Here is a 20,617-nt window from a genome sequence, read left to right as displayed (position 1 = left end):
TGGCGTACGGTTACCGGGATAGCGAATTCTTTTTCATGAAGATCAAGAGCGTGTTTCCCGGCAATCCGTGATGAACCAAAAAAACCCACTGTTATATCAGTGGGCTTTCGGGTGTCGCCAATCAGCGCTTAGTGGTGCTCACGGGTCGCACGGAATTTCACGTCCGGCCAGCGCTCTTCCATCAGGGCCAGGTTGACGCGGGTCGGGGCGAGGTAGGTCAGGTGACCGCCGCCGTCCAGTGCCAGGTTTTCCACGGCCTTGTTGGAGAATTCCTCGAGCTTCTTTTTGTCGCTGCATTCGATCCAGCGCGCGGAGTACACGGTAATCGGCTCGTAGGAGCACTCGACCTTGTATTCCTCTTTCAGGCGGCTGGCGACCACATCGAACTGCAGCACACCGACGGCGCCGAGGATGATGTCGTTGCTGCGCTCCGGGAAGAACACCTGGGTCGCGCCTTCTTCAGCCAGCTGCTGCAGGCCCTGGCGCAGTTGCTTGGATTTCAGCGGGTCGCGCAGGCGTACACGGCGGAACAGTTCCGGGGCGAAGTGCGGGATGCCGGTGAAGCCCAGGGTTTCGCCTTCGCTGAAGGTGTCACCGATCTGGATCGTGCCGTGGTTGTGCAGACCGATGATGTCGCCGGCGTACGCTTCTTCCAGTTGTTCACGCTCGGACGAGAAGAACGTCAGGGCGTCGCCGATGCGCACGTCCTTGCCGGTGCGCACGTGGCGCATCTTCATGCCTTTTTCGTACTTGCCGGAGCAGATCCGCATGAAGGCAATACGGTCGCGGTGTTTCGGGTCCATGTTCGCCTGGATCTTGAAGATGAAGCCCGAGAACTTCTCTTCCACCGGCTCCACGGTGCGCTCGTTGGCCACACGCGGCAGCGGACGCGGGGCCCAGTCAACCACGGCGTCGAGCACATGGTCGACTCCGAAGTTGCCCAGTGCGGTACCGAAGAACACCGGGGTCAGTTGCCCGTCGATGAACTCCTGCTGGTTGAACTCGTGGCAGGCGCCCTGCACCAGTTCCAGCTGTTCGAGGAAACGCTCGTACTCGTCGCCCAGGTGTGCGCGGGCTTCGTCGGAGTCGAGTTTCTCGATGATCTTGGTTTCGGTGCGTTCATGACCATGACCGGCGGTGTAGACGATGATGTAGTCGTCCGCCAGGTGGTACACGCCCTTGAAGTCGCGGTAGCAACCGATCGGCCAGGTAATCGGCGCCGCCTTGATCTTCAGGACGGCTTCGATTTCGTCGAGCAGTTCGATCGGGTCGCGGATGTCACGGTCGAGTTTGTTGATGAAGCTGACGATCGGCGTGTCACGCAGACGGCAGACGTCCATCAGGGCAATCGTACGTGGCTCTACACCTTTACCGCCGTCGAGGACCATCAAGGCCGAGTCCACCGCGGTCAGGGTACGGTAGGTGTCTTCGGAGAAGTCTTCGTGGCCCGGGGTGTCGAGCAGGTTGATCATGTGTTCGCGATACGGGAACTGCATGACCGACGTGGTGATCGAGATGCCCCGCTGCTTTTCCATCTCCATCCAGTCGGATGTCGCGTGGCGGTCGGATTTACGGGATTTCACCGTACCGGCCACGGCAATCGCCTTGCCCATCAGCAAGAGCTTTTCGGTGATGGTGGTTTTACCGGCATCGGGGTGGGAAATAATGGCGAAAGTGCGGCGTTTCGCGACTTCGGCGGCCTGTCTGGTCATGGGAAATCGCCTGGCGGTGATTCAAAAAAGGGCAGCGATTATAGCCCAACTCGATTCAATAACCGAACCGTTGAGCACATTAAGGGTGGCCAAATGCTGCCTCAGATGGGAACCTTTCAAAGCACGGAGACGTCCATCCCCTGTTACGACTTTTCGTCAGGGGCTGAAAAATCAGCAAGTTAGCCTGACGAGGCTGCGCTCATGGCTCGCTTTCGGACCGCTTTTGCCGGGCTGAAAAAAAGCCGCTTCTCGCGAACGACTCTCCCGGCAGCCAAGGCTTGGCATGCCAGACGGGACTGCGTTCGCCGACTAAAAAAGGAGTCCGCCTGTGGCTATCCGCTATGGCAAAGGGCTGATGGGAGGTGCGGTGGTGATCGCGCTCCTGGCCCTGCTGGTCCACTGGATCGGCATCAACACGATTGAACACTACCGCGACGATTTGTTGTTTTACCTGCAAGCTCATCTGATTCTCGTCCTCGCTTCAATGCTGGCTGCCCTGATCGTGGGCCTCCCCGCCGGCATCTTCCTGAGCCGCCCGACCATGGTCGGCCGCGCCGAACGCTTCATGCAGATCTTCAACATCGGCAACACCGTGCCGCCACTGGCCGTACTGGCGATTGCCCTGGGGATTCTCGGCATCGGCAGCGGTCCGGCGATCTTCGCCCTGTTCCTCGCTTCACTGTTGCCGATTGTGCGCAACACCTACGAAGGCCTGAAAAACGTCCAGGGCTCGCTGAAAGAGGCTGCCGTCGGCATCGGCATGACTCCAAGCCAGGTGCTGTGGAAAGTCGAGTTGCCCAACGCCGTGCCGATCATCGTCGGCGGTGTGCGAGTGGCGCTGGCGATCAACGTCGGTACCGCGCCGCTGGCCTTCCTGATCGGCGCCAACAGCCTTGGCAGCCTGATCTTCCCCGGCATCGCCCTGAACAATCAGCCGCAACTTCTGCTCGGCGCCGCGTGCACCGCGCTGCTGGCCCTGCTGCTCGATGGCGTGGTCACCCTTGCCAGCCGTCTCTGGCTGGAACGCGGTTTGCGCCCGTCTTGAGGCTTTGCAAAGGAATATTTATGAAAAGACTCAGTTTGATTCTGGGCTGCGTGCTGCTGTTCGCAGGCATCGCCCAAGCCGCCGACAAACCGGTGATTCGCCTCGGCGCCCGGGTATTCACCGAGCAGACCTTGCTTGCGGAAATCACCGCACAATACCTGCGCAGCAAAGGCTACGACGCGCAGATCACTGGTGGTCTGGGCAGTAACCTGGCCCGCAGCGCCCACGAAACCGGGCAACTGGACATGCTCTGGGAATACACCGGCGTGTCGCTGGTGGCCTACAACCACGTCACCGAAAAACTCGACAGCGCACAGTCCTACGCAAGGGTGAAAGAACTCGACGCAAAAAAAGGCCTGGCCTGGCTCACTCCGTCGAAATTCAGCAACACCTACGCCCTCGCCTTGCCAAAAAAAGTCGCTGAGGAATATCCGCAGATCAGCAACATCAGCCAGTTGAACGACGTGCTGAAGGCTGAAGCCAAGACCAATCACCTGGTCGCGCTGGACACCGAGTTCGCCAACCGCTCCGACGGTCTCAATGGCATGGTCAAGCTGTACGACATGAACCTGACCCGCCAGAACATCCGGCAAATGGACGCCGGGCTGGTCTACACCGCACTGCGTAACGGTCAGGTGTTTGCCGGTCTGGTCTACACCACCGACGGTCGCCTCAACGCCTTCGGCCTGAAGCTTTTGGAAGACGACAAGCATTACTTCCCGGACTACACCGCTGCGCCGGTCGTGCGTCAGGCCTACCTCGACGCCCACCCGCAACTGGCCGAGCAACTGAAACCGCTGGCCGAGCTGTTCGACGACGAAACCATGCGCCAGCTCAACGCGCGGGTCGATGTCGATCACGAGAGCCCGTCGAAAGTCGCTGCCGATTTCCTGCGCCAGCACCCACTGAACTAAAGGAGGAAAAGTCATGGAATTTTTGAACGCCTTTTCCCACCTCGACTGGCAGCAGGTGATGCACCTGACCTGGCAGCACATCACCCTGGTCGGCATCGCCGTCAGTCTGGCGATCCTCATCGGCGTGCCGCTGGGCATTTTGATGACGCGCTTCCCGAGCCTCGCCGGTCCCTTGCAGGCCAGCGCCACGGTGCTGCTGACCGTGCCGTCGATTGCCCTGTTCGGCCTGCTGCTGCCGTTCTACTCGAAATTCGGCCAGGGCCTCGGCCCGATGCCAGCGATCACCGCCGTGTTCCTTTATTCACTGCTGCCGATCATGCGCAACACCTACCTCGCCCTGACCGGCGTCGAGCCGGGCATCCGTGAAGCCGCACGCGGCATCGGCATGACCTTCGGCCAGCGCCTGCGCATGGTCGAGTTGCCGATCGCAGTGCCGGTGATCCTCGCCGGCGTGCGCACCGCCGTGGTGATGAACATCGGCGTGATGACCATCGCCGCGACCATCGGCGCCGGCGGCCTCGGTGTGCTGATCCTCGCCTCCATCAGCCGCAGCGACATGTCGATGCTCATCGTCGGCGCGCTGCTGGTCAGTCTTCTGGCCATTTTCGCTGACCTGTTTCTCCAATGGCTGCAACGCTCGTTGACTCCAAAAGGACTCCTCAAATGATCGAACTTCAAAACCTCAGCAAAACCTTCCAAAGCAACGGCAAAGATGTGAAAGCCGTGGACTCGGTAAGCCTGACCGTCAATGAAGGCGAAATCTGTGTGTTCCTCGGGCCATCGGGCTGCGGCAAAAGCACCACGCTGAAAATGATCAACCGCCTGATCAAGCCGACCTCGGGCAAGATCCTGATCAACGGCGAAGACACCAGCGACCTCGACGAAGTGACCCTGCGCCGCAACATCGGTTACGTGATCCAGCAGATCGGTCTGTTCCCGAACATGACCATCGAAGAGAACATCGTCGTCGTGCCGAAACTGCTCGGCTGGGACAAACAGAAATGCCACGACCGCGCCCGCGAACTGATGAGCATGATCAAGCTTGAACCCAAGCAATATCTGCATCGTTACCCGCGCGAACTGTCGGGCGGCCAGCAGCAACGGATCGGCGTGATTCGCGCCCTGGCGGCGGATGCACCGCTGTTGCTGATGGACGAACCGTTCGGCGCGGTCGACCCGATCAACCGCGAGATGATCCAGAACGAGTTCTTCGAGATGCAGCGCGCGCTGAACAAGACCGTGATCATGGTCAGCCACGACATCGACGAAGCGATCAAGCTCGGCGACAAGATCGCAATCTTCCGCGCCGGCAAGCTGTTGCAGATCGACCACCCGGACACCCTGCTCGCCCATCCGGCGGACGACTTTGTCAGCAACTTTGTCGGCCAGGACAGTACCCTCAAACGCCTGTTGCTGGTGAAAGCCGAGGACGCCGCGGACAACGCGCCGTCGGTCAGCCCGGAAACCCCGGTGGCCGATGCGCTGGAGTTGATGGACGAACATGACCGTCGCTACGTCGTTGTGACTGACGCTGAGAACAAGGCCCTGGGCTATGTGCGCCGTCGCGACCTGCACCGTCAGACCGGTACCTGCGCGCAGTTCCTGCGCGAGTTCAACGCCACGGCGGCCTACGACGAGCATTTGCGCATCCTGTTGTCGCGGATGTACGAGTTCAATCGTTCGTGGTTGCCGGTGATGGATGCCGAGCGGGTGTTTCTGGGCGAAGTGACTCAGGAATCGATTGCCGAGTATTTGAGTTCGGGTAAATCCCGTGGAGGCAAGACCAGCATCGTGTCGCCGGCGGAAGTAGCTTTGGCGTGATGCGCGGGCGGTGAAAAGGGCGGTGCTTGCGGGTCAGCACCGCCCTTTTTGGTTCAGGAGGAAATGGCCTGATCGGCGGGGATGTACTGGAATGTAGCGTCTTCCGCCGTTGTCCGTGGAAGCGTGATTTTTATCATTGGAATCCAGATCCCGGTTTGCGTCTTGAAATCACGCTGATCGTATTGCGCGTCGACCTTGCCTGTATCGTCGAGGTAGAACAGCGCCTGAATGGGCAAACTGCTGCCCAGACCCTGTCCCCATTTTTCAAGGACGAACTCGTTCTGGGTATTGAACGCGAATTGCCCTCCTTGCGCCTGCGCCTTGAGCGCCTCGTTGAACGCAACGGTAGCTGCCTGATTCAAATGATCTCTGACATCGAATCCGCAAAGATGGTGATATTTATTCGGCTGACTATTGTAGTGAGCAAGGTATTGCGCAGCCGTATTGATATTTTGCGACTGGCACGGAATCCCGCTCGGTACCCCCGGCACTTGACCACAACCATCGTCGTTACGTGACGACGTTGCACCGTCCACGGGAAAGAAACAACGAATTTCCGGTTCTATCTTGCCCGAAGCGGCGAAGAAGTAAGGGGAAAATATAAAGCCATTGTTATAGCCGAACACCAACTTGCTGAACTTGGAATCCTTGCGCAGAAAAGAGAAAGAGACCGCATGGGAACTGGGATTTGGATCCCAGAAATGGTACTGCGTGGAGCGCTTGGTTGCGCGCAGCATCACGCCAGAGCAAAGAAATGGCGGCGCCGACGGGTTGGCCCGACACATCGTAATCAGGTTGTTATATGCCTCCGTCAAATAGGCTGCTATTTGCGCCCCGGTTGCGAAAGGCACTCGGCTTTGAGGGGGGGGCGGCTCATGAGTTGCACACCCGGCAAAAAGCAATGCAATCAGTACCCACGAAAATATCTTCATTACTGTGATGCCCCCCGATCACTGGACTTTTAAAATCGATGGCTGCTCTTGGCCTGATTTAAAGAACCATTGGTCTCTGATGGATGTGAATGTTTTAGGCCTTGTCACCCTAATCAAGATCAGGATTTTTCACACCTGTCGGAAATGACAGTCACCCTCGTTTATTCAATACGTATTTGAGATTAAAACCGTCCAGCTTATTTCCGCACTTGGCTGCAAACAAACGTTCGAAAAATCGACACGGAGGGAACATCAGCCTGTCACGCAGGTCGGTTACACCCGTGACCGAGCGCTACCGCACGACGGAAGCGTGCAAAAACGCGACATTTTTTGTTGATCTCGGGCCCCTCACGCCCTAAAGTTCGCGCCGAACGTCCATGCTGGAAACGATCCATCCGGCTCAAGTACTGACGACGAGACAGCAAGGCCAAGGGCTGCGACCCCAGATCGTTTGAGCGTAGCGAGCGCAGGCAAGACAAGGCGGAAAAGGCGAGGAAGCGGAGTTTACTGGTTGTAAATGAGCACTCCGAGCCTCTTCCCAACGCAGTATTGCCAGGCGCAGTAGCTCTCGAACGATCTGAATGGCCTTTTTGCTTTCGGCGCCATTGCCTTGGGAAGTAGGCGAACCAAAGTGGGGATACGGAGGACGTTCATTTGCACCCATTGATTACTAACGTTTGCCAGTAGGAGCTCCCAGGTATGTCGATCCAGGTCGAAGACTATTTCGCGCGCGAAACCTTTCAGAAAATGAAGGCGTTCGCCGACAAACAGGAAACCCCGTTCGTGGTGATTGACACCGCGATGATCGCCCAGGCCTATGATGACCTGCGCGCCGGTTTCGAATTCGCCAAGGTCTACTACGCGGTCAAGGCCAACCCGGCCGTCGAGATCATCGACCTGCTCAAAGAGAAAGGCTCGAGTTTCGACATCGCTTCGATCTACGAGCTGGACAAAGTGCTGAGCCGTGGCGTCAGCCCGGACCAGATCAGCTACGGCAACACCATCAAGAAATCCAAGGACATTCGCTACTTCTACGAGAAGGGCGTGCGTCTGTTCGCAACCGACTCGGAAGCCGACCTGCGCAACATCGCCAAGGCCGCACCGGGCGCCAAAGTCTATGTGCGCATCCTGACCGAAGGCTCGACCACCGCCGACTGGCCACTGTCGCGCAAATTCGGCTGCCAGACCGACATGGCCATGGACCTGCTGATCCTCGCCCGTGACCTGGGCCTGGTGCCTTACGGCATCTCGTTCCACGTCGGTTCGCAACAGCGCGACATCAGCGTCTGGGACGCCGCGATCGCCAAGGTCAAAGTGATCTTCGAGCGTCTGAAGGAAGAAGACGGCATCCACCTGAAGCTGATCAACATGGGCGGTGGCTTCCCGGCCAACTACATCACCCGCACCAACAGCCTGGAAACCTACGCCGAAGAAATCATCCGCTTCCTCAAGGAAGACTTCGGTGATGACCTGCCGGAAATCATCCTCGAGCCGGGCCGTTCGCTGATCGCCAACGCCGGCATCCTGGTCAGCGAAGTGGTACTGGTTGCCCGTAAATCCCGCACTGCCGTCGAGCGTTGGGTTTATACCGATGTGGGCAAGTTCTCCGGCCTGATCGAAACCATGGACGAAGCAATCAAGTTCCCGATCTGGACCGAGAAGAAAGGCGAGATGGAAGAAGTCGTGATCGCCGGCCCGACCTGCGACAGCGCCGACATCATGTACGAAAACTACAAGTACGGCCTGCCGCTGAACCTGGCCATTGGTGATCGCCTGTACTGGCTGTCGACCGGTGCGTACACCACCAGTTACAGCGCCGTTGAATTCAATGGTTTTCCGCCGCTGAAATCGTTTTACGTGTAACACGCACAGCGCATAAAAAAACCGTGCCCAGGCACGGTTTTTTTATGCAGCAAGTTCCAAATAACAACAAATAATAAACAACAACAGGTCACACTAAACCCATACCCGCCAGCCAAAAAACAGGCTTACGCTTAGAACTCGAACAACACTTTAAAAGGAACTAAAAGTGCAACCGAGTTCAAACCCGTTCGTCACCACAGACGACATCAGAAAAATCAAAAACTACATATCCGCTGCCAGGACGCTGCCGCGCAGTATCGAAGCTGTGGAAGCGCAACTAAACACCAAGTCCACCGGCATTTCCGGCCTTGAGGTGCTTGACGTTGTCGAACTCAATCACCTGATCATCAATAACGCCAACGCCTGGAACGACATTGAATACTCGATGAAACGCGTGGCTGGAAGTCTGTCGACGTTTTCAGAAGATCTGGAGAATTTCGGTCAGGATATTATCGACGCCATCGTGAGCATGCCGGGCTACATAAACTACCTGGGCACCATCGACTCGCTGTCCGAGGAAGAGATCGCCAGTCTCCCGCCATTGGAGATCGGCAAGACCGAGAAGAACCGTTTCGGCTCCATTCAAGAATCGCTGGCGTTCATTGCAAGGTCGATCGGAGAGAAAAAACTCAGCAGCCAGGACGTCAGCGAACGCCTGAAATACTTCAAGAGCGACCTTAACGACAAGGTTGCCATCGGTATTGGTGAAAAACTGCGACTGGCCAGTGATGCGCAAATCAACCGACAGCTCACCGAGCTGAATGCCGCCATTGATCAGGCCCAAAAAAGCATTGATGAAAAGACCAGGGAAACCGAGCCGAACTTTTTCGAACATATCCTTGGCTTTATCGTTGGTTACAGAGGCGGTTCATCGACCTGGTACCAGCACCTCGAACTTCAGCAGAAAATCCACTTGCGCCCTCTGATTGATCAACGAGATTTATTGGTCGAGCAGGTCAAGCAAAAGAACATCCTCGCGGGCTCGCTCATGGAGTTCCAGACGGGATTGAACAGCATGTCGATTTATGTAGAGGGTGCCATCCAAAGCACCTCGCAACTTGAAACGCTGTGGATCTCCATTACGGACTACATCAACGCCTCGCAAAACAAATTAATGGGGATCAACGAATTCCTGACCCTGAGAAGTTTCGTCTCGAGTTTGAAAGTTGTTCTTAAGAACTGGAAGACCGTTCAAACCAACTCGGAACAACTTATCAAAGCATTCGACTGACTCGATCATTTCAATCAAGAAGAAATCATCATGACAAAAATTTCCTATGTCGTTCCCGACCTTGGCCGCATTCAAGAAAGCCGTGAGGCTATTCGTTTTCAGGCAATCATTGGCTCCGCCAATCTGTATATCAAAGCCTTGAGCGATGAACTGGTTCGTTTGAATGCAGCCATCAGCGAACTGGATCTTGTCGCTGCCAACACCATCGCATCGGCAATGACAGCGCTGGACACGGATGATCTGAACGAAAACCTGCAGGCACTGGCCATCCTCAATCAACGTGAGTCGAACAGTCAGGCTGAGCATGCACGCAAGCTCTATTCGCAAATCGTCGAGCAACTGATCACACTGTGCACCGTACAAATGACAACGCTGCATTCGTCGCTGCACGACAGCGTCTTCACTGTTGAGAGCATTGCCATCAGTAACAACCGTTTCAGGCTCGAAGAGCTGGCGAACGCCAGAGTCAACCTGGATCGGGAATACCAAACCGAGACAGTCCCGCTGACTGAATTGAAAGCCGACGAGGCGGTGCTGAATCTTGCGATTGCCGAGTTTGAAAAGCTGACATTCATCGACCGGATCAAACCCTTGCTCGAGCAACTGGCGGCAATGATCGGCAACAGGCCCAAGTCGCCTGCAGCTGCAGCACTCGAAGCCGGGCTGATCGTCGCCAACAAGTTTCTGGACGAGGCCAACGAGCTGATCAAATACAAGGATCTGATCGAAGCACGACGAATCATCCAGACGCGCCTCGTGCAACGGGAAGAACGCCTGGCCTCCCTGGAGAAACAATTGCGCGACAACGACGACAAGACTCGCCAGTTGAACGACACCCAGAAAGTCGTGCCACACCAACAAGCCTACGTCAGAGAGACACGCAAATTATCGGATGCCTTCTCCGCGTTTCTTGACGCCCTCACGGCTACGCTCCATGAAGACATTCTGCTGCGTGGCGAACGAGTGCTCGAACACAGCCAGGCCCTGCGCAGTTACCTGATTCCCCTTAAAAGCCGCTGGTTGCGCGGCTGATCGATCACTCCAGCCCTTCATGGTCGATGAAGGGCTGGAGACTCGGTCTCGAGTGCACAGAGGCGTTGACGATAAGCTCCCCCCATGGCGCGGATCTTTGCGTGCGGGGAAGCGAGCAGCGCCTCGCTGGCAACCCTCAAGAAATTCATATTGCCGTGAACCAGCGCTTTATCTAGCCAGTGCAGGGCATCGGTGATTCGCCCAGCTTCGGCCAGAATCGCTGCATGGCTGAACTGACCACGAAAATCCCCGCCCTCGGCTGAACGCCGATACCAGTCGTGAGCCGCTGCCAGGTCTTGGCGGCACACCTGCCCCTCCTCCAGATAACGCCCCAACAGGTTCATCGACTTGGCGTGGCCAGCCTCGGCAGCGCGCCGGTACAAGTCCAGCGCCTGAAGATGATCTGCCGCCACTCCTCGCCCGGTGGCCAGCAGGTTGGCGAAGTTGTACATCGCCCAATCCAGGCCGGCTCGAGCGGCGATTCGATAGTGCCCTGCCGCAGCCGAGGCATCCGCGGCACAGCCCCAGCCATGTTCATGACAACGACCGAGCATGTTGCGCGCCATCAGATGACCCTGCCCCGCGGCGATTTCAAACCAGCGCAAGGCCAGCGGCTGATCCTGAGCGATCCCGTGACCGTCCAGAAGAATCTGCCCCAGCAGCGCCTGAGCTTCCAGCACGCCCTCACCTGCTGCGATAAGAATCGCCTGAGCTGCACGGGCCGGGCTTTCTTCGAGCATGCCCTTGAGACGTTCGCCGTCGAGGACTTCTTCGCGGCGCAAACGAAAGTCCGCCACTTACACCTCGACCCAGCGGCGCAGCAAGTTGTGATAAGTGCCGGTAAGGCGGATCAGCGAAGGGTGATCGGGCATGTCCTGAGTCAGTTGCTGGATCGCACCGTCCATCTCGAACAGCAAGGCACGCTGGCTGTCTTCGCGCACCAGGCTTTGAGTCCAGAAGAACGAGGCATAACGCGCGCCGCGAGTCACCGCGTTGACCTTGTGCAGGCTGGTGCCGGGGTACAGCACCATGTCGCCGGCAGGCAGTTTTACCCGTTGAGTGCCGAAGGTGTCCTGGATTTCCAGCTCGCCGCCGTCGTAGTCCTCGGGCTCGCTGAAGAACAGCGTGGCCGACAGATCCGTGCGTACCCGCTCGATGCTGCCCTTGGGCTGGCGCACGGCATTGTCGATGTGAAAATCGAAACTGCCGCCCGCCGTGTAGCAGTTGAGTAACGGCGGAAATACTTTGTGTGGCAGCGCGGCAGACATGAACAGCGGATTTTTCCACAGGCGCTCCAGCATCGCCGCGCCGATTTCCTTGGCCAGTGGATGGCCTTCCGGCAATTGCAGATTGTGCTTGGCCTTGGCCGACTGATAGCCGGCAGTGATCTTGCCATCGGCCCAGTCGGCCTGCTCCAGCGCCTCGCGAATGCGCTGCACTTCGTCTTTCTCGAACAGCGCGGGGATGTGCAGCAACATGGCGAAGTCACCGGATGACAAAGGGATGCCAATGGTATTGATTCTTATTGACTGTGTAAAACCCGCTAGACGAATGAACCGGCAAAAACCGTAAGGTTAAATTGTAAAGAATGTAAATTTGTCGCGAATAGTAATGTTTCGCAATTGATACGAATACCTGTTTACCCTATATTCCGCCGCCTCAAATCCTTGGGGAGGGGAATAAAAATGGCACGTCAACCCGCACAATTACCGGTCAGTTCACCACGTCTGCTCGCTTCCGCCATCGGCGTGGCAATTACCGCCGGCTCCGCAGGCCACATGGTGTTTGCCGCCGAAAAAACCGACAGCAAGGCTTCCGGCAATGCCATCGCCCTGGACGCTACCGCCATCACCGGCGAAGCTCAGGAGTCAACGTCCTACCAGGTCGAGAAAGCCTCCTCGCCCAAGTACACCGCGCCGCTGGTCGACACGCCGCGCTCGGTCACCGTTATCCCGCAACAAGTTCTGAAAGACACCGGCGTCCTGAACATGCAGGACGCGCTGCGCACCGTGCCGGGCATCACCTTCGGCGCCGGTGAAGGCGGCAACCCGCAGGGCGACCGTCCGTTCATCCGCGGTTTCGACGCCCAGGGCGACACCTACCTCGACGGCGTGCGCGACACCGGCTCCCAGAGCCGCGAGATCTTCGCCGTGGAAAACATCGAAGTCAGCAAGGGTCCGAACTCCGCCATCGGCGGTCGCGGCGCAGCCGGCGGCAGCATCAACCTGGTGAGCAAGAAAGCGCACCTGGGCAACTCGTTCGACGGTGGCTTCACCTGGGGCTCCGACCAGACCCAGCGCTACACGATGGATGGCAACTACCAGTTCAGCGACACCGCTGCCGGCCGTCTGAACCTGATGAGCCACGAAAGCAACGTCGCCGGTCGCGACAAGGTCGATTACGACCGTTGGGGCATCGCGCCGTCGCTGGCCTTCGGTCTGGGCACCGACACCCGAGTCAACCTCGATTACTACCATCTTGAAAGCAACGACACGCCGGACTCGGGCATCCCTTACACGATTCCGGCCGGCGGCTCGGCAGCACGTACCAAGTCCAACCCGGACAAACCGTACGCCGGCGGCGATCACAGCAACTTCTACGGTCTGGACCGCGATTTCCGCAAGGGCCGCACCGACACCGCGACCTTCGCCATCGAGCACGACCTGAGCGACTCGTTGACCATCAAGAACACCCTGCGTCACGGCACCAGCATGCAGGATTACATCCTGACCCAACCGGACGACAGCAAGGGCAACGTCAACAACGGCAGCGTCTGGCGTCGTGCGAACACTCGCGTGAGCAACACCGAGACCACCACCAACCAGACCGACCTGTTCGGCAACTTCTACGTTGCCGGCTTCAAGAACAGCTTCTCCACCGGTGTCGAGTACACCCGTGAGGAAAGCCAGAAGTCTTCGTACAGCGTCAACACCGACACCACGCCGCGCACCTCGGCCGTGACCAACAACTGCAACCCGGGCCTGATCGGCGCTGCCAGCGGCTACAACTGCACCTCGCTGTCGAACCCGACCCCGAACGATCCGTGGAACGGCGCGATCTCGCGCAACTACGCCGGCACCGACACCCAGTCCGATACCTACGCGCTGTATGCGTTCGACACTCTGGAGCTGTCCGAGCAATGGCTGGTGAACATGGGCCTGCGTTACGACCACTTTGAAACCGGCTACAAGACTTACAACAACGCTGGCCGCACCACCTCCAAGGGTTCGGACACCAGCGAGTTCGTCACCGGCCAGTTCGGCGTCGTCTACAAGCCGGCGGAGAACGGCAGCATCTACGCGTCCTACGCCACCTCCGCCACTCCGCCGGGCAACACCCTGGGTGAAGGTCAGGAAGGCAACCCGCTGGGCGGCACGCCGGATCGCAACGGCAACCTGCTCAAGAGCGACATGGAGCCGGAAACCACCAAGAACTACGAAATCGGTACCAAGTGGGACCTGCTGAACGATCGCCTGTCGCTGACCGCCGACATCTTCCGCACCGAGAAAGAAAACGCGCGTGTCCAGGTGGATACCACCTCGTACGAAAACGCCGGCAAGACCCGCGTTCAAGGTATCGAGCTGTCGGCCAGCGGCAAGATCACCGACAAATGGCAGGTGTTCGCCGGTTACGCCTACATGGACAGCGAGCAAGTGGACGGTGGTGACCTGCCGGCCAACAAGGCCAACAACGGTAACGAGCTGCCCAACACGCCGAAACACAGCGCCAGCCTGTGGACCACTTACCAGGTCACGCCGAAGCTGACCATCGGTGGCGGCGCCTTCTACGTGGATGACGTATTCGGCAACGTGGCCAACACCACCCTGGTCGATTCCTACGTTCGCTACGACGCCATGGCGGCGTACAAGCTGAGCAAGAACGTCGACCTGCAACTGAACGTACAGAACCTGACCGACGAGACCTACTACGACAAGGCTTTCTCGACCCACTTCGCCAACCAGGCGGCGGGACGTACGGCATTGCTGAGCACCAACTTCCACTTCTGACAGAAGCCGCAAGCATCGGGCCCCGTTCATTCATTTGAGCGGGGCTTTTGTGCGTAATAAAGAACGTTTCTCGATAGGCCACGGCATAATGCACGCCGTGAACACAACCTCCGAACGGACAAGGCAAGCAACGTGTTGAAGAAAACCCTGTTCCAGTTGCACTGGTTTTTTGGCATCACTGCCGGGCTGGTGCTGGCCCTGATGGGCATCACCGGCGCTGCCTATTCGTTTCAGGACGAAATTCTCAAAGCCCTCAACCCATCCGTGTTGCGGGTGGAGAAACAGGTCGCCGGTGTGCTGCCGCCCGCCGATCTGGTGGCGCACATCGAATCCGCCTCGGGCAAGAAAGTCTCGATGCTCTCGGTCGAAACCGAAAGCGGCAGCGCCGGCCGCGTCTGGTTCACCCCGCCCAAAGGTGAGCGCCGGGGCGAGATGCGCTACTTCGATCCCTACACCGCCGAGTTCAAGGGCGAGGCCACTGGCCAGGACTTCTTCGGCCTGATGCTGCAACTGCACCGGTTCCTCGCCATGGGCGACACCGGGCGCAACATCACCGGTGCCTGCACCCTGATGCTGCTGTTCTTCTGTCTGTCCGGCCTGTACCTGCGCTGGCCCCGCCAGTGGCGCAGCTGGCGCGTGTGGCTGACCCTCGACTGGAAGAAAAAGGGCCGCAGCTTCAACTGGGATCTGCACTCGGTGTTCGGCACCTGGTGCATGCTGGTGTACCTGTTGCTGGCACTGACCGGACTGTCCTGGTCCTACGAGTGGTACAACAAAGGCCTGACCAAACTGCTTTCCGATGCGCCGCAAAACGAGCGTGTACGCGGCGGTCGTGGCCCGGCGCCTGAAGGTCCGGCGCCGACTGCCGATTACGCCGCGATGTGGGTCAGCATCTACAGCGCCGCGGGTCCGGGCCTGGCCTCCTACAACATCCGCATGCCACCAGTGGCCGGCCAACCGGCGACCGTGTTTTATCTGCTCGACAGCTCGCCCCATGACCGCGCGCTGAACCAGATCACCCTCGACCCGGCCACCGGCGTCGTCAAACGCGTCGAGCGCTACGCCGAGAAAAGCTTCAAGGCGCAATTGCTGACCAGCATTTACGCGCTGCACGTTGGCAGTTATTTCGGTCTGGTCGGGCGGATCATCGTCACCGTCGCAGCCGTCTTGATGCCACTGTTCTTCATCACCGGCTGGCTGTTGTACCTGGATCGCCGACGCAAGAAAAAGCAGATCAAGGATGCGCGCAAAGGCCTCGACCAACCGGCTGGCGATACCCCCGCGTGGCTGATCGGCTTCGCCAGCCAGAGCGGTTTTGCCGAGCAACTGGCGTGGCAGACCGCCGGCCAATTGCAGGCCGCCGGATTGCCGGTGAAGGTGCAGCCGCTGGCGAATGTCAGCGAGCAGGATCTGCGCGAGTCGAACAACGCGCTGTTCGTGGTCAGTACCTTCGGCGACGGCGAAGCGCCGGACAGCGCGCGCGGTTTCGAACGCAAAGTGCTGAACAACGCCTCGACCCTCGACAGCCTCAACTACGCCGTACTCGGCCTCGGCGACCGTCAGTATCAACACTTCTGCGGCTTCGCCCGGCGCTTGCATCAATGGCTGAGCGAGCACGGCGGCAAGACCCTGTTCGCGCCGGTGGAAGTCGACAGCGGCGATCCTTACGCCCTGCGTCACTGGCAGACACAGCTGGGCCACATCACCGGACAAGCGCCGGTCGACACCTGGCAGGCGCCGAGCTACGAGAACTGGACGCTGGTGCGCCGCGAGCTGATGAACCCGGACAGCGCCGGCGCACCGGTCTATCTGCTGGGTCTGACCGCGCCGACCTCCCGCAGTTGGCTGGCCGGCGATCTGGTGGAAGTGCTGCCGCGCAACTGCCCGTGGGCGATCGAGCATTTCCTCGACGGTCTCGGCATCCGTGGCGAAACCAGCGTCAAGGTCAACGGCCTGCAGGAGCCGCTGGAAGTGGCCCTCGCCAGCCGCCAATTGCCCGAGCACCGCGCCCATCTGGTCGGCCTGCACGCCCAGGCGCTGGTGGATGCGATGGTGCCGCTGGCCATGCGCGAATACTCGATCGCCTCGATTGCCGCCGACGGCGTGCTGGAGCTGATCGTGCGTCAGGAACAGCATGCCGACGGCAGCCTCGGCATCGGCTCCGGCTGGCTGACCGAGCATGCGCAGATCGGCGGCAGCATCAGCCTGCGGGTGCGCCGCAACAGCGGTTTCCATCTGCCGAACGCGCCGGTGCCGATGATCCTGCTGGGCAATGGCACCGGTCTTGCCGGGCTGCGCAGTTTGCTCAAGGCGCGGATCGCGGACAACCAGCAGCGTCACTGGCTGTTGTTTGGCGAACGCAATCGCGAGCACGATTTCCTCTGCCGCGCAGAGCTGGAAGAGTGGTTGATCAACGGTGATCTGGAACGCCTCGATCTGGCGTTCTCGCGGGATCAGGCCGAGAAGATTTACGTGCAGGACCGCCTGCGCGAATCGGCCGGCGAGCTGAAGAAATGGCTGGCGGACGGTGCGGTGATCTACATCTGCGGCAGCCTTCAAGGCATGGCGTCAGGGGTGGATCAGGTGCTCAATGAAGTGCTGGGCGCCGCCGAAGTCGAACGCTTGATCGAACAGGGTCGCTATCGCCGCGACGTTTACTGATTCACCTTGGGCAACTGTGGGAGCAACCCTGCTCCCACAGATTCAACACTGGATTCAGACGGGCTGCAGTTTCTGCTCAAACACCGCCACACCCTCCAGATCCCGCAACACCACGCTCATCTCCCCACTCTGCCCCTCGATGTTCACCTCGCCGAAAAACTGAAAACCGGCAAACGGTGAAGCGTTCTGCGTCGGTGGAGCTTTCTGAAACACCACTTGCGGGCCGAAGGTCTTGTCCAGCGGATTGGGTCCGAAACTGCCGGCGTTCAACGGCCCTGCGACAAACTCCCAGAACGGTTCGAAATCCTGGAACGCCGCGCGATCCGGGTGATAGTGATGCGCCGCGCAGTAATGCACGTCCGCCGTCAGGAACACGAAATTGCGCACCTGCTGCGCGCGCAAGAAGCCCAGCAGCTCGGCGATTTCCAGCTCACGTCCCTGGGCCGGGCCGGGGTCGCCGTTAGCCACTGCTTCCCAGCGCGCAACCCCGGGACTGACCTCGCCATCCGGCACGCCGAGACCGATCGGCATGTCGGCGGCAATCACTTTCCACTGGGCTTTCGAGGCCTTCAATCCACGCTTGAGCCAGTTCAGTTGCTCGCGTCCGAGGAACGGTTTTTCCGCCCCGAGATTGTCGTCGTTGGCCCCGCGATAACTGCGCATGTCGAGCACGAACACATCGAGCATCGGCCCGTAACTCAGCTTGCGATAAATCCGCCCGCCGCCATCGGCGGCCTGTAAACGCATCGGCGCATATTCGAGCCAGGCCTGACGTGCGCGGCCGACCAGAGTGTGGATATTTTTTTCCTGATAGCGCTCGTCGAGCTGTTTGCCCGGCGACCAGTTGTTGACCACTTCATGGTCATCCCACTGCCAGATCTGCGGCACTTCGGCGTTGAAGCGACGGACGTTTTCGTCCATCAGGTTATAGCGGTAATTGCCGCGATAATCGTCGAGGGTCTGGGCGACCTTGCTCTTGGCCTCCGTGGTGAGGTTGCGCCAGATCCGGCCACCCTCAGTGGTCAGTTGCGCCGGCACCGGGCCGTCGGCGTAGATGGTGTCACCGCTGTGGATAAAGAAGTCCGGCAAGCGCATGCGCATGGCTTCGTAGATGCGCATGCCGCCGATATCGGGGTTGATGCCGAAGCCCTGGCCGACGGTGTCGCCGCTCCAGACAAAACGGATATTGCGCCGCGCCGTCGGGGCACTGCGCAAATGGCCGAGCCACGGTTCGCTGGAAACACCGGTGCGGGCGTCCTTGAAATACACGCGGTAGAAAATCGCCTGATCGACGGGCAACCCGGTGAGTTCGACGCGGGCGGTGAAATCGCTGCGGGCATCGGCCAGCGCCGAGACCACCCGGCGCGGGTGGCGGAACTGGCTGCGGGTGTCCCACTCCACCACCATCTGCGCCGGGCGGTCGGCGCGGCTCCAGATCATCGCCCGGTCGCCCTGCAGGTCGCCGGATTGCACGCCGTCAGTGAGTTGCGGTCGATCCTTGACCGACGCGATCACGGCCGGCGCCAGCCCCGGCATCAGCAGTCCGGCGCCGACGGCTTGCATCACGCGCCGGCGACCGGGATTGAAATCGCTCATGGTGTTCTCCCTGAAAAAAGGAAAACTTAAGCACCGCTAGATGAAAAGGGTGTGACACCTCACGCCTTCGCCGGCTCCAGCGCCAGTTCCAAGGCTTCCGGCCGCTTGACCAGCGCATACACCACGGCCGTCAGCAGACTGCCCGCGACAATCGCCAGCAGGTACAGCAGCGCATGGTTGATCGCGTTCGGAATCGCCAGCACGAACAGGCCACCGTGGGGCGCCATCAGTTTGCAGCCGAAATACATCGACAGCGCACCGGTCAGCGCACCGCCGGCGATGCTTGCCGGGATCACCCGCAACGGGTCTTTCGCGGCAAACGGAATCGCCCCTTCAGAGATGAAACACAACCCGAGCACCAGTGCCGCTTTACCGGCTTCGCGCTCGGTCTGGGCAAACTTGCGCCGAGCGATGAACGTGGCGATGCCCAGACCGATCGGCGGCACCATGCCGGCGGCCATGGTCGCGGCCATCGGTGCGTAACTCTGCGAGGCCAGCAGCCCCACCGAAAACGCATAAGCGGCCTTGTTGATCGGCCCGCCGAGGTCGACGCACATCATGCCGCCCAGCAGCACACCGAGCAGGATCGCGTTGGTGGTGCCCATGCTGTCGAGGAAATGGGTCAGCGCCGCGAGCATCCCGGCCACCGGTTTGCCGACCACATAAATCATCACCAGACCGGTGAACAGGCTGGCGAACAACGGGATGATCAGAATCGGTTTCAGCGCCTCCAGACTTTGCGGCAGCACCACATACCGACTGATCGCCTTGGCCGCGTAGCCTGCGATAAACCCGGCAACGATCCCGCCGATGAAGCCGGCGCCCAGGGTGCTCGCCAGCAAACCGCCGATCATGCCCGGCGCGAGACCGGGGCGGTCAGCAATCGACCAGGCGATGTAACCGGCCAACAGCGGCACCATCAATTTGAACGCGGTCTCGCCACCGATCTGCATCAGCGCCGCCGCCAGCGTGCCTTCCTCCTTGAACGCGGTGATGCCGAAGACGAACGACAAGGCGATCATCAGACCGCCCGCCACCACCATCGGCAACATGAACGACACACCGGTCAGCAGGTGTTTGTAGACGCCGCTTTTCTCTTGTTTGGCCGGGGCCTTGCCGTCGCCGGCAGCGTTTTCCACGACACCTTCGGCCAGGGCCTTTTTCAGCGTGGCTTCGGATTGCTTCAACGCAATCCCGGTGCCGCAGCGGTAGATTTTCTTGCCGGCGAAACGCTCGGTGGCGACTTCAATGTCAGCCGCCAGCAGCACCACGTCTGCCTCGGCAATCGCGGCTGCGCTCAGCGGATTTCGCGCGCCGACCGAGCCCTGGGTTTCGACTTGCAAGTCGTAGCCCAGACGCTTGGCGGCTTGCTGCAGGGCTTCGGCGGCCATGAAGGTGTGGGCGACGCCGGTCGGGCAGGCGGTGACGGCAACCAGACGCGGCACATTGGCGCTGGCAGCCACGGGCGGTGCTTCGGCAGCGATGTAAACCTCGGCCTCGACGGCGCCACGCCGCAGCACCTCCTCGACATCCTGCAGGGCTTGCGCCGGCGCGATCCGAAAGACTTTCTTGCCGATGAACCGGGTCATGTCCACCGATCCCGTGGCCACCAGCAACACCCACTCGGCGGCCTCGATGGTGGCCGCCGACAACTCGCGTTCCGGGTGCGCGGCATCCACCACTTCGACGCTGGTGCTCCAGCCCTGACGCTGGGCCGCGGCATCCAGCAACCGGGCGCACAGCACACTGGTGACCATGCCGTTCGGGCAGGCCGTGACAATGGCTAACTTCATGACAAACCCT

General features: G+C 59.7%; 15 protein-coding genes. 9 read left to right on the top strand and 6 right to left on the bottom strand.

The window, feature by feature from the left end; translation table 11 throughout:
* Window positions 1-128: 128 nt before the first annotated feature.
* Window positions 129-1,712, bottom strand: coding sequence for a peptide chain release factor 3 (locus ACKJSM_RS22245; protein ID WP_339485947.1), 1,584 nt, complete (start codon window positions 1,710-1,712; stop codon window positions 129-131).
* 355 nt (window positions 1,713-2,067) lie between these two features.
* Between ACKJSM_RS22245 and ACKJSM_RS22240 the strand changes: the two genes are divergently transcribed.
* The 4 genes from ACKJSM_RS22240 to ACKJSM_RS22225 are packed head-to-tail and all read left to right on the top strand — an operon-like array spanning window position 2,068 to window position 5,492.
* A complete protein-coding gene (locus ACKJSM_RS22240) occupies window positions 2,068-2,757 on the top strand; it encodes an ABC transporter permease (RefSeq protein ID WP_410238864.1) in 690 nt (229 codons plus the stop codon).
* Window positions 2,758-2,777: 20 nt separating this feature from the next.
* The gene (locus tag ACKJSM_RS22235) at window positions 2,778-3,671 is read left to right on the top strand and encodes a glycine betaine ABC transporter substrate-binding protein (protein WP_236181479.1); all 894 of its coding nucleotides are present in this window, start codon (window positions 2,778-2,780) and stop codon (window positions 3,669-3,671) included.
* A gap of 13 nt (window positions 3,672-3,684) precedes the next feature.
* Window positions 3,685-4,338: an ABC transporter permease gene (locus ACKJSM_RS22230; RefSeq protein WP_085729571.1), complete on the top strand. Its 654-nt coding sequence runs from the start codon at window positions 3,685-3,687 to the stop codon at window positions 4,336-4,338.
* Window positions 4,335-5,492 carry a betaine/proline/choline family ABC transporter ATP-binding protein gene (locus tag ACKJSM_RS22225; protein WP_410238860.1) on the top strand — a complete coding sequence of 386 codons (1,158 nt, stop codon included), beginning with the start codon at window positions 4,335-4,337 and terminating at the stop codon, window positions 5,490-5,492. Before ACKJSM_RS22230 ends, ACKJSM_RS22225 begins: the two co-directional genes overlap by 4 nt.
* 53 nt (window positions 5,493-5,545) lie before the next feature.
* On the opposite strand, the gene ACKJSM_RS22220 is transcribed toward ACKJSM_RS22225, so the two are convergent.
* Entirely contained in the window at window positions 5,546-6,424 is an 879-nt protein-coding gene (locus ACKJSM_RS22220; RefSeq protein ID WP_410238859.1) for a hypothetical protein, read from the bottom strand.
* Between the two features lie 699 nt (window positions 6,425-7,123).
* Here ACKJSM_RS22220 and ACKJSM_RS22215 point away from each other — a divergent pair.
* The 3 genes from ACKJSM_RS22215 to ACKJSM_RS22205 all read left to right on the top strand — a co-directional run bounded on the left by ACKJSM_RS22215 (window position 7,124) and on the right by ACKJSM_RS22205 (window position 10,550).
* The gene (locus ACKJSM_RS22215; protein WP_039769212.1) at window positions 7,124-8,287 is read left to right on the top strand and encodes a type III PLP-dependent enzyme; all 1,164 of its coding nucleotides are present in this window, start codon (window positions 7,124-7,126) and stop codon (window positions 8,285-8,287) included.
* A 166-nt stretch (window positions 8,288-8,453) separates the two neighbouring features.
* A complete protein-coding gene (locus ACKJSM_RS22210; RefSeq protein ID WP_410238858.1) occupies window positions 8,454-9,518 on the top strand; it encodes an alpha-xenorhabdolysin family binary toxin subunit A in 1,065 nt (354 codons plus the stop codon).
* Between the two features lie 30 nt (window positions 9,519-9,548).
* Complete coding sequence (locus ACKJSM_RS22205; protein ID WP_410238857.1) at window positions 9,549-10,550, top strand: alpha-xenorhabdolysin family binary toxin subunit B; 1,002 nt, start codon at window positions 9,549-9,551, stop codon at window positions 10,548-10,550.
* A gap of 17 nt (window positions 10,551-10,567) precedes the next feature.
* On the opposite strand, the gene ACKJSM_RS22200 is transcribed toward ACKJSM_RS22205, so the two are convergent.
* Entirely contained in the window at window positions 10,568-11,347 is a 780-nt protein-coding gene (locus ACKJSM_RS22200) for a tetratricopeptide repeat protein (RefSeq protein ID WP_236181475.1), read from the bottom strand.
* Window positions 11,348-12,028, bottom strand: coding sequence for a Fe2+-dependent dioxygenase (locus tag ACKJSM_RS22195; RefSeq protein WP_039769208.1), 681 nt, complete (start codon window positions 12,026-12,028; stop codon window positions 11,348-11,350).
* 207 nt (window positions 12,029-12,235) lie between these two features.
* Between ACKJSM_RS22195 and ACKJSM_RS22190 the strand changes: the two genes are divergently transcribed.
* Together ACKJSM_RS22190 and ACKJSM_RS22185 are read left to right on the top strand one after the other, a co-directional pair.
* Complete coding sequence (locus ACKJSM_RS22190; RefSeq protein ID WP_410238855.1) at window positions 12,236-14,557, top strand: TonB-dependent receptor; 2,322 nt, start codon at window positions 12,236-12,238, stop codon at window positions 14,555-14,557.
* Between the two features lie 132 nt (window positions 14,558-14,689).
* Entirely contained in the window at window positions 14,690-17,218 is a 2,529-nt protein-coding gene (locus ACKJSM_RS22185; RefSeq protein WP_410238854.1) for a PepSY domain-containing protein, read from the top strand.
* 54 nt (window positions 17,219-17,272) lie between these two features.
* On the opposite strand, the gene ACKJSM_RS22180 is transcribed toward ACKJSM_RS22185, so the two are convergent.
* Both ACKJSM_RS22180 and ACKJSM_RS22175 read right to left on the bottom strand, forming a co-directional pair.
* The gene (locus ACKJSM_RS22180) at window positions 17,273-18,814 is read right to left on the bottom strand and encodes an alkaline phosphatase D family protein (RefSeq protein WP_410238852.1); all 1,542 of its coding nucleotides are present in this window, start codon (window positions 18,812-18,814) and stop codon (window positions 17,273-17,275) included.
* Between the two features lie 59 nt (window positions 18,815-18,873).
* The gene (locus ACKJSM_RS22175; protein WP_410238851.1) at window positions 18,874-20,607 is read right to left on the bottom strand and encodes a PTS fructose-like transporter subunit IIB; all 1,734 of its coding nucleotides are present in this window, start codon (window positions 20,605-20,607) and stop codon (window positions 18,874-18,876) included.
* Window positions 20,608-20,617 lie beyond the last annotated feature (10 nt).

Source organism: Pseudomonas sp. PHC1 (assembly GCF_046487845.1).
Taxonomy (GTDB): domain Bacteria; phylum Pseudomonadota; class Gammaproteobacteria; order Pseudomonadales; family Pseudomonadaceae; genus Aquipseudomonas; species Aquipseudomonas sputi.
Note: the sequence above shows the minus strand (reverse complement) of the source record. Positions and strands in the feature narration are given on the sequence as shown.